The organism is Streptomyces sp. NPDC002104, assembly GCF_053593795.1.
On sequence record NZ_JBSFDF010000036.1, the window covers coordinates 78,541 to 85,089 of the forward strand.

The following is a 6,549-nucleotide window of genomic DNA, read 5'->3' on the forward strand; positions in this document are numbered from 1 at the left end:
ATGAGCCGACTTGCCCAGACCGCCGGCCTGACGGACGACCAGAGGGACATCCTCAAGACCGTCCGGGAGTTCGTCGACAAGGAGATCATCCCGGTCGCGACCGGGCTGGAGCACCGGGACGAGTACCCGCAAGCGATCGTCGACGGCCTCAAGGAACTCGGCCTCTTCGGCCTGATGATCCCGGAGGAGTACGGCGGCCTGGGTGAGTCGCTCCTCACCTACGCGCTGTGCGTCGAGGAGATCGCGCGCGGCTGGATGTCCGTCTCGGGCATCATCAACACCCACTTCATCGTGGCGTACATGCTCAAGCAGCACGGAACGCAGGAGCAGAAGGAGTACTTCCTCCCGCGGATGGCTCTGGGCGAGGTGCGCGGCGCGTTCTCGATGTCCGAGCCGGGGCTCGGCTCCGATGTGTCGGCCATCACCTCCAAGGCGGTGAAGGACGGCGACGAGTACGTCCTGAACGGCCAGAAGATGTGGCTGACGAACGGCGGCACGTCCACGCTGGTGGCCGTCCTCGTCCGCAGTGACGAAGGACACCCGGAGGGCACCGCGCCCCACAAGTCGATGACGACCTTCCTCGTGGAGAAGGAGGCCGGCTTCGGTGAGGTGCGGCCCGGCCTGACCATCCCGGGCAAGATCGACAAGATGGGCTACAAGGGCGTCGACACGACCGAGCTCATCATGGACGGACTGCGCATTCCGGCCAATCGGGTCCTCGGCGGGGAGACCGGCCGAGGGTTTTACCAAATGATGGACGGGGTCGAGGTCGGCCGTGTCAACGTGGCGGCCCGTGGCTGCGGCGTCGCACAGCGTGCCTTCGAGCTGGGTGTCTCTTATGCCCAGCAACGTCACACTTTCGGCAAGGCCATCGCCGAGCACCAGGCGATCCAGTTCAAGCTGGCCGAGATGGCTACCAAGGTCGAAGCCGCCCATGCGATGATGGTCAATGCAGCACGCAAAAAGGACTCCGGGGAACGAAACGACCTCGAAGCAGGGATGGCGAAGTACCTCGCCTCCGAGTACTGCAAGGAGGTGGTGGAGGACGCGTTCCGTATCCACGGTGGCTACGGCTTCTCGAAGGAGTACGAGATCGAGCGTCTCTACCGGGAGGCGCCCATGCTGCTCATCGGTGAAGGTACCGCCGAGATCCAGAAAATGATCATCGGGCGACGCCTGCTCGAGGAGTACCGGCTCCAGGGCTGAAAGTCCCTTTTGGGGTAAATCGTCCAGCGGTTTACCGCGAAAGAGTCACTAGCAGTCACTGGCTCCCGGCCATCGACTCGGCTTCTGGCTTGCCCAGTTGTTGCGCGCAACCGATAGCATTCCAGTAAAGCCGCCGTCCCGTCCCCCCGTTTGCGGCGCGGCATCACCCGCTACGAAGGTCATCCATGCCCCACAGCCAAACCTCTGCACCTCGCGTCGGCCTCCTCGGTGGACGCCTCGCGCGCGGAGCATCGCCGTGGCTTCTGCCGACCGTCGCCACCGCCGCCGTCAGCCTCGTCCGGGCCCGCAAGTCCGGACGCTGGGCGGCAGTGGCCGTGCCCACCACCGCGCTCGCGGCGGGCATGCTGTGGTTCTTCCGCGACCCCGAGCGTGAGATCACGCAGGGCAGGGTCATCTCGCCCGCCGACGGTGTGGTGCAGAGCATCATGCCGTGGAAGGACGGGCGCACCCGCGTCGCGATCTTCATGAGCCCTCTGAACGTCCACGTCAACCGCGCGCCCCTCGCGGGCACGGTGACGTCGGTGGAACACGTCCCCGGTGGATTCGTTCCGGCGTTCAACAAGGAGAGCGAGAACAACGAGCGCGTCGTCTGGCACTTCGACACCGAACTCGGCGACATCGAGATGGTGCAGATCGCCGGCGCCGTCGCCCGTCGCATCGTCCCGTACCTGCCGGCCGGCACCAAGGTGGAGCAGGGCGAACGCATCGGTCTGATCCGCTTCGGCTCCCGCGTCGACATCTACCTCCCCGAGGGCGTCGAGGTCGCGGTCGAGGTCGGACAGGCCACCACCGCGGGGGTGACCCGAATTGACCGTGACTGAACCTGAAACCCCGGCCACGCCGTCGGCCGGCTGGGTGCCCGAGGCCTCGGAGGAGGAGTCCACCGAGGACGACATGCCGCTGTCACTGCGGCTGTCGATAGCGGACACCCTCACGCTCGGCAACGCGACGTGCGGATTCATGGCGGTGTACTTCACCACCACCGGGATCCTCATCCCGCACCTCACCGGCAGCGGCGAGTCGGGCATGGCCCGCAGCAGCGCGGCCACGGCCGTGATACTGATGCTGCTCGCCGCGGTCTTCGACCTCTTCGACGGCATCGTGGCCCGCAAGCTGCGCAGCTCGCCGATGGGAGCTGAGCTGGACAACCTGTCGGACCTGATCAGCTTCGGTCTGGCTCCCGCGTACTTCGTGCTCGTCTACGGCATGGTCGCCGACGACGCGGTGCAGAAGATGTCGGCGCTGGCGGCGATCGTGGTCCTGCTGGCGGTCGTCCTGCGCCTCGCGAGATTCAGCTGCGTGGCCATGAAGGACGGCATGTTCCAGGGCATGCCGAGCCCCTTCGGCGCGCTGACGGTCGTCTCGATCGTGCTGCTGGAGCTGCCCTTCATCCCGACCCTGCTGGCGATCGTCGGCGTGGCCTGGCTGATGGTGAGCCGGGTCGAGTACCCCAAGCCGCGGGGTGTCCTCGCGGTGGCGATGCTCAGCTGGATCGTCGCGGCGATGGGTCTGCTGGCCGCGTGGGCGTTCGACGCGCCGGGCGGCGGGCTGCTGCTCCAGACCGGCTGCGCGCTGCAGATCGCTCTGGCGGCGACCATCCCGCTGTTCGCGACGACCCGTCGCGCGAACACGTTCCGCCACAACCGCCGCGAGGCGAGGGCCACGCAGGCCCCGTAACCCGGCCCCACGCACACCGAAGGGCCCCCGACCGCCACCAGGCACCCGGGGGCCCTTCCGCGTGCCCGGGGCGGTGCGCCCCTTCCGCACGGCCGGGGGCCGGGCGGTGGGGCGCCGTAGGCTTGGTGTCGGAAAACCGCCAGCCTCGGCGGCGGCCCGCCGGGAGGATGGGAGCCATGTACACCGATACGGAGCGTTGCGTACGGGCCGTCCAGTCGAAGGACGCCCGGTTCGACGGATGGTTCTTCACCGCCGTCCGGACCACCGGGATCTACTGCCGGCCGAGCTGCCCCGCCGTACCGCCCAAGGTCGAGAACATGACCTTCCTGCCCAGCGCCGCCGCCTGCCAGCAGAGCGGGTACCGGGCCTGCAAGCGGTGCCGGCCCGACACCTCCCCCGGTTCCCCGGAGTGGAACGCCCGCGCCGACGCCGTCGCCCGCGCCATGCGCCTCATCCAGGACGGGGTCGTCGACCGCGAGGGCGTCCCGGGGCTGGCCTCGCGGCTCGGGTACTCCGCCCGCCAGGTGGAGCGCCAGCTCGGCGCCGAGCTCGGCGCCGGGCCCCTCGCCCTGGCCAGGGCCCAGCGCGCGCAGACCGCCCGGCTGCTGATCGAGACCTCCGGGCTCCCGATGGGCGACATCGCCTTCGCCGCCGGGTTCTCCTCGATCCGGACCTTCAACGACACCGTCCGCGAGGTGTTCGCCCTGGCGCCGAGCGAGCTCCGGGCGCGCGCGGCAGGCCGCGGGGCCGGGCCGGGCAGCGGCGCCGCCCAGGTGCCCGGCACCATCAGCCTGCGGCTGCCCTTCCGGGCCCCGCTCACCCCCGACAACCTCTTCGGCCACCTCGCCGCGACCGCCGTGCCCGGGGTCGAGGAGTGGCGGGCGGGCGCCTACCGCCGCACGCTGCGGCTCCCGTACGGCACCGGTGTCGTCGCCCTGACCCCGCAACCCGACCACATCGGCTGCCGGCTCGCCCTCACCGACCTGCGCGACCTGACCATCGCCATCAGCCGCTGCCGCCGGCTCCTGGACCTCGACGCCGACCCCGAGGCCGTCGACGAGCAGCTGAGCGCCGACCCGCTGCTGGCCCCGCTGGTGGCCAAGGCTCCCGGCCGCCGGGTGCCGCGTACCGTCGACGCGGAGGAGTTCGCCGTACGGGCGGTCCTGGGCCAGCAGGTCTCGACCGCGGCGGCCCGCACGCACGCGGCCCGCCTGGTGCGCGCCCACGGCGAGCCCGTGGCCGATCCCGACCCCGAGGGCGGGCTGACCCACCTGTTCCCCACCTCGCAGGCCCTGGCCGGGCTGGACCCGGAGTCCCTGGCCCTGCCGCGCAGCCGGCGCACGACCTTCACCACGCTCGTCGCGGCCCTCGCCGACGGCTCGCTCCCGCTCGGGATCGACAGCGACTGGGAGGCGGCCCGGGCGCGGCTGGGGGCGCTGCCCGGTTTCGGGCCGTGGACCACCGAGATCATCGCGATGCGGGCCCTGGGCGACCCGGACGCCTTCATCCCCTCCGACCTGGGGATCCGGCGCGCGGCGAAGGGGCTCGGGCTGCCCTTCACGCCCTCGGCGCTGACCGCCCGCGCGGCCCACTGGCGGCCCTGGCGCGCCTACGCCGTGCAGTACCTGTGGGCCACCGAGGACCACGCCATCAACGTCCTGCCCGTCTGAACCCATCGCCTTGCGAGGAGTACGAGCCGTCATGAACAGCAGCGTCAAGCAGCACACCGTCGTGGACAGCCCCTACGGGCCGCTCACCCTGGTCGCCGCCGACGGGGTCCTGTGCGGCCTCTACATGGCCGGGCAGCGCCACCGGCCGGCCGAGGAGGCCTTCGGGGAGCGCGTCGCGGCCGGTGAGGCCCCCTTCCCGGAGGTGGTGCGGCAGCTGACCGCCTACTTCGCCGGGGAGCTCACCGAGTTCGACCTGCCGGTGCGGCTGGAGGGCACCGCGTTCCAGCGCAGCGTGTGGGAGCAGCTCGTACGGATCCCCTACGGGCAGACCTGGTCCTACGGGGAGCTGGCCGCCAGGCTCGGCAAGCCGAACGCCTCGCGCGCGGTCGGCCTGGCCAACGGGAAGAACCCGGTCAGCATCGTCGTGCCGTGCCACCGCGTCATCGGGTCGTCCGGCTCCATGACGGGCTACGGCGGCGGCATCGACCGCAAGGTGCGCCTGCTGGCCTTCGAGTCCGGGGCGGAGCAGTTCTAGGCCGGCCTCGGGGTGTCCTGCCCGGTCAGGACTTTGAGCAGGTGCACGTCCGCGTGGTCTCCGTGGATGCCCGGGATGCGGGCGGTCTCGGCATAGCCGTGGCGCCCGTAGAACTCCGGGGCCTGGAAGGTGTACGAGGAGACGGCCACGCGGTCGCAGCCGCGGCGGCGGGCCTCCGCCTCCGCCGCCCGCAGGATCCTGCCGCCCCAGCCGTCCTTGCGGCTGTCCTCGCGGACCCACAGCAGGTCGATGCCGCACAGAGCGCCCCAGGTCGACGCGGTGAGCCCGCCGATCAGTTCGCCCGCTTCGTCGGTGACCCTGACGGAGAACGTGCCGCGGTCGGACACGCCGGTGGCGGCCGTGTTGAAGGCGGTGAGTTCCTCGGTCAGCCGGGCGTCCAGCGCGGTGTCGCCCCCGCCGGTGGTCAGTGTCGGGCCGGAGCCGTGGTCAGTGGTCACGGCGCGGAGTATGCCGGACGGCCCGGCCGCTCGGCACCTGAATACTCACGCGCTCGGGTGACCCACCCGCTCAGGCCGGTGGTGCGACCGCTTCGAGGTCGGCCGCGGTGCCGGACATGACGGTGCGGATGTGCCGGGTGAGGTGTTCCACCGGCCAGTCCCACCAGGCGAGCGCGAGCAGCCGGGCGATGTCCTCGTCGGTGTGGCGGGTGCGGATGAGGGTGGCGGGGTTGCCACCGACGATTCCGTAGTCGGGGACGTCGTCCACGACCACGGCGCCGGCCGCGACGATCGCGCCGTGCCCGATGCGCACCCCGGGCATGACCAGGGCGCCGTGGCCCAGCCAGACGTCGTTGCCGACGATGGTGTCGCCCCGCCCCGGCAGGCCGCCGAGCAGGTCGAAGTGGTCGGCCCAGGACCCGCCCATGATGGGGAAGGGGAAGGTGGACGGGCCGTCCATGCGGTGGTTGGCGCCGTTCATGAGGAAGCGGACCCCGGTGCCCAGGGCGCAGAACTTTCCGATGACCAGCTTCTCGGGCCCGTAGTGGTAGAGCACGTTGCGGGTCTCGAACGCCGTGGGGTCGTCCGGGTCGTCGTAGTAGGAGTACTCCCCCGCCTCGATCAGCCGCGAGGTCACCAGCGGCTTCAGCAGGACCACGCGCGGCTGGCCGGGAATCGGGTGGAGGACCGTCGGGTCCGCGGGAAGGGGATGCACGGCTAGGTCGTCTCTTTCGGATCTTGTCGGCTTGAGTCCGCGGCGTCTGGTGCCGTTCCTGGGCGTGCTGTCGGGGCGTTCCGTACTGGGCGTACGTGGTCGCCTCGGCAGTGCGGCCAGGCGCGGTGCCGGGCGTCGCGGGCCCGGCAGGATCCGGAAGAGACGGCCTAGATGTGTTGTCCCGGGACGTTGGTGACACGCGTGCTGGGTTCTTGAAATGGGTGAGGGCCTCCGGGTTCGGTGTGGATTGCGACATCTGCACCGAAG

The 6,549-nt window shown here is 70.8% G+C and carries 7 protein-coding genes; 5 read left to right on the forward strand and 2 right to left on the reverse strand.

What is annotated here, in order from left to right; all coding sequences use genetic code 11:
* The 5 genes from ACWCP2_RS26695 to ACWCP2_RS26715 all read left to right on the forward strand — a co-directional run bounded on the left by ACWCP2_RS26695 (position 1) and on the right by ACWCP2_RS26715 (position 5,109).
* Positions 1 to 1,206 (forward strand): acyl-CoA dehydrogenase family protein, encoded by a 1,206-nt coding sequence (locus tag ACWCP2_RS26695; RefSeq protein ID WP_450911118.1) that lies wholly within the window; start codon positions 1 to 3, stop codon positions 1,204 to 1,206.
* Positions 1,207 to 1,391: 185 nt separating this feature from the next.
* Entirely contained in the window at positions 1,392 to 2,048 is a 657-nt protein-coding gene (locus ACWCP2_RS26700; RefSeq protein ID WP_266885018.1) for a phosphatidylserine decarboxylase, read from the forward strand.
* Between the two features lie 73 nt (positions 2,049 to 2,121).
* Positions 2,122 to 2,904: a CDP-diacylglycerol--serine O-phosphatidyltransferase gene (gene pssA, locus ACWCP2_RS26705; RefSeq protein ID WP_266912559.1), complete on the forward strand. Its 783-nt coding sequence runs from the start codon at positions 2,122 to 2,124 to the stop codon at positions 2,902 to 2,904.
* Between the two features lie 176 nt (positions 2,905 to 3,080).
* Positions 3,081 to 4,574: an AlkA N-terminal domain-containing protein gene (locus ACWCP2_RS26710; RefSeq protein ID WP_450911119.1), complete on the forward strand. Its 1,494-nt coding sequence runs from the start codon at positions 3,081 to 3,083 to the stop codon at positions 4,572 to 4,574.
* 31 nt (positions 4,575 to 4,605) lie between these two features.
* A complete protein-coding gene (locus tag ACWCP2_RS26715) occupies positions 4,606 to 5,109 on the forward strand; it encodes a methylated-DNA--[protein]-cysteine S-methyltransferase (protein ID WP_450911120.1) in 504 nt (167 codons plus the stop codon).
* On the opposite strand, the gene ACWCP2_RS26720 is transcribed toward ACWCP2_RS26715, so the two are convergent.
* Together ACWCP2_RS26720 and ACWCP2_RS26725 are read right to left on the reverse strand one after the other, a co-directional pair.
* Positions 5,106 to 5,567 (reverse strand): GNAT family N-acetyltransferase, encoded by a 462-nt coding sequence (locus ACWCP2_RS26720; RefSeq protein WP_450911121.1) that lies wholly within the window; start codon positions 5,565 to 5,567, stop codon positions 5,106 to 5,108. The two genes, ACWCP2_RS26715 and ACWCP2_RS26720, sit on opposite strands and share 4 nt — an antisense overlap.
* Positions 5,568 to 5,637: 70 nt before the next feature.
* Positions 5,638 to 6,282, reverse strand: a complete 645-nt coding sequence (locus ACWCP2_RS26725) for a CatB-related O-acetyltransferase (protein ID WP_450911122.1) — start codon at positions 6,280 to 6,282, stop codon at positions 5,638 to 5,640.
* Between the last annotated feature and the right edge of the window lie 267 nt (positions 6,283 to 6,549).

Excerpts from the sequence above, each read along its gene's own strand:
- ACWCP2_RS26695 (WP_450911118.1), top strand. The coding sequence starts at position 1 with ATGAGCCGACTTGCCCAGACCGCCGGCCTGACGGACGACCAGAGGGAC.
- ACWCP2_RS26700 (WP_266885018.1), top strand. The coding sequence starts at position 1,392 with ATGCCCCACAGCCAAACCTCTGCACCTCGCGTCGGCCTCCTCGGTGGA.
- pssA (WP_266912559.1), top strand. The coding sequence starts at position 2,122 with ATGCCGCTGTCACTGCGGCTGTCGATAGCGGACACCCTCACGCTCGGC.
- ACWCP2_RS26710 (WP_450911119.1), top strand. The coding sequence starts at position 3,081 with ATGTACACCGATACGGAGCGTTGCGTACGGGCCGTCCAGTCGAAGGAC.
- ACWCP2_RS26715 (WP_450911120.1), top strand. The coding sequence starts at position 4,606 with ATGAACAGCAGCGTCAAGCAGCACACCGTCGTGGACAGCCCCTACGGG.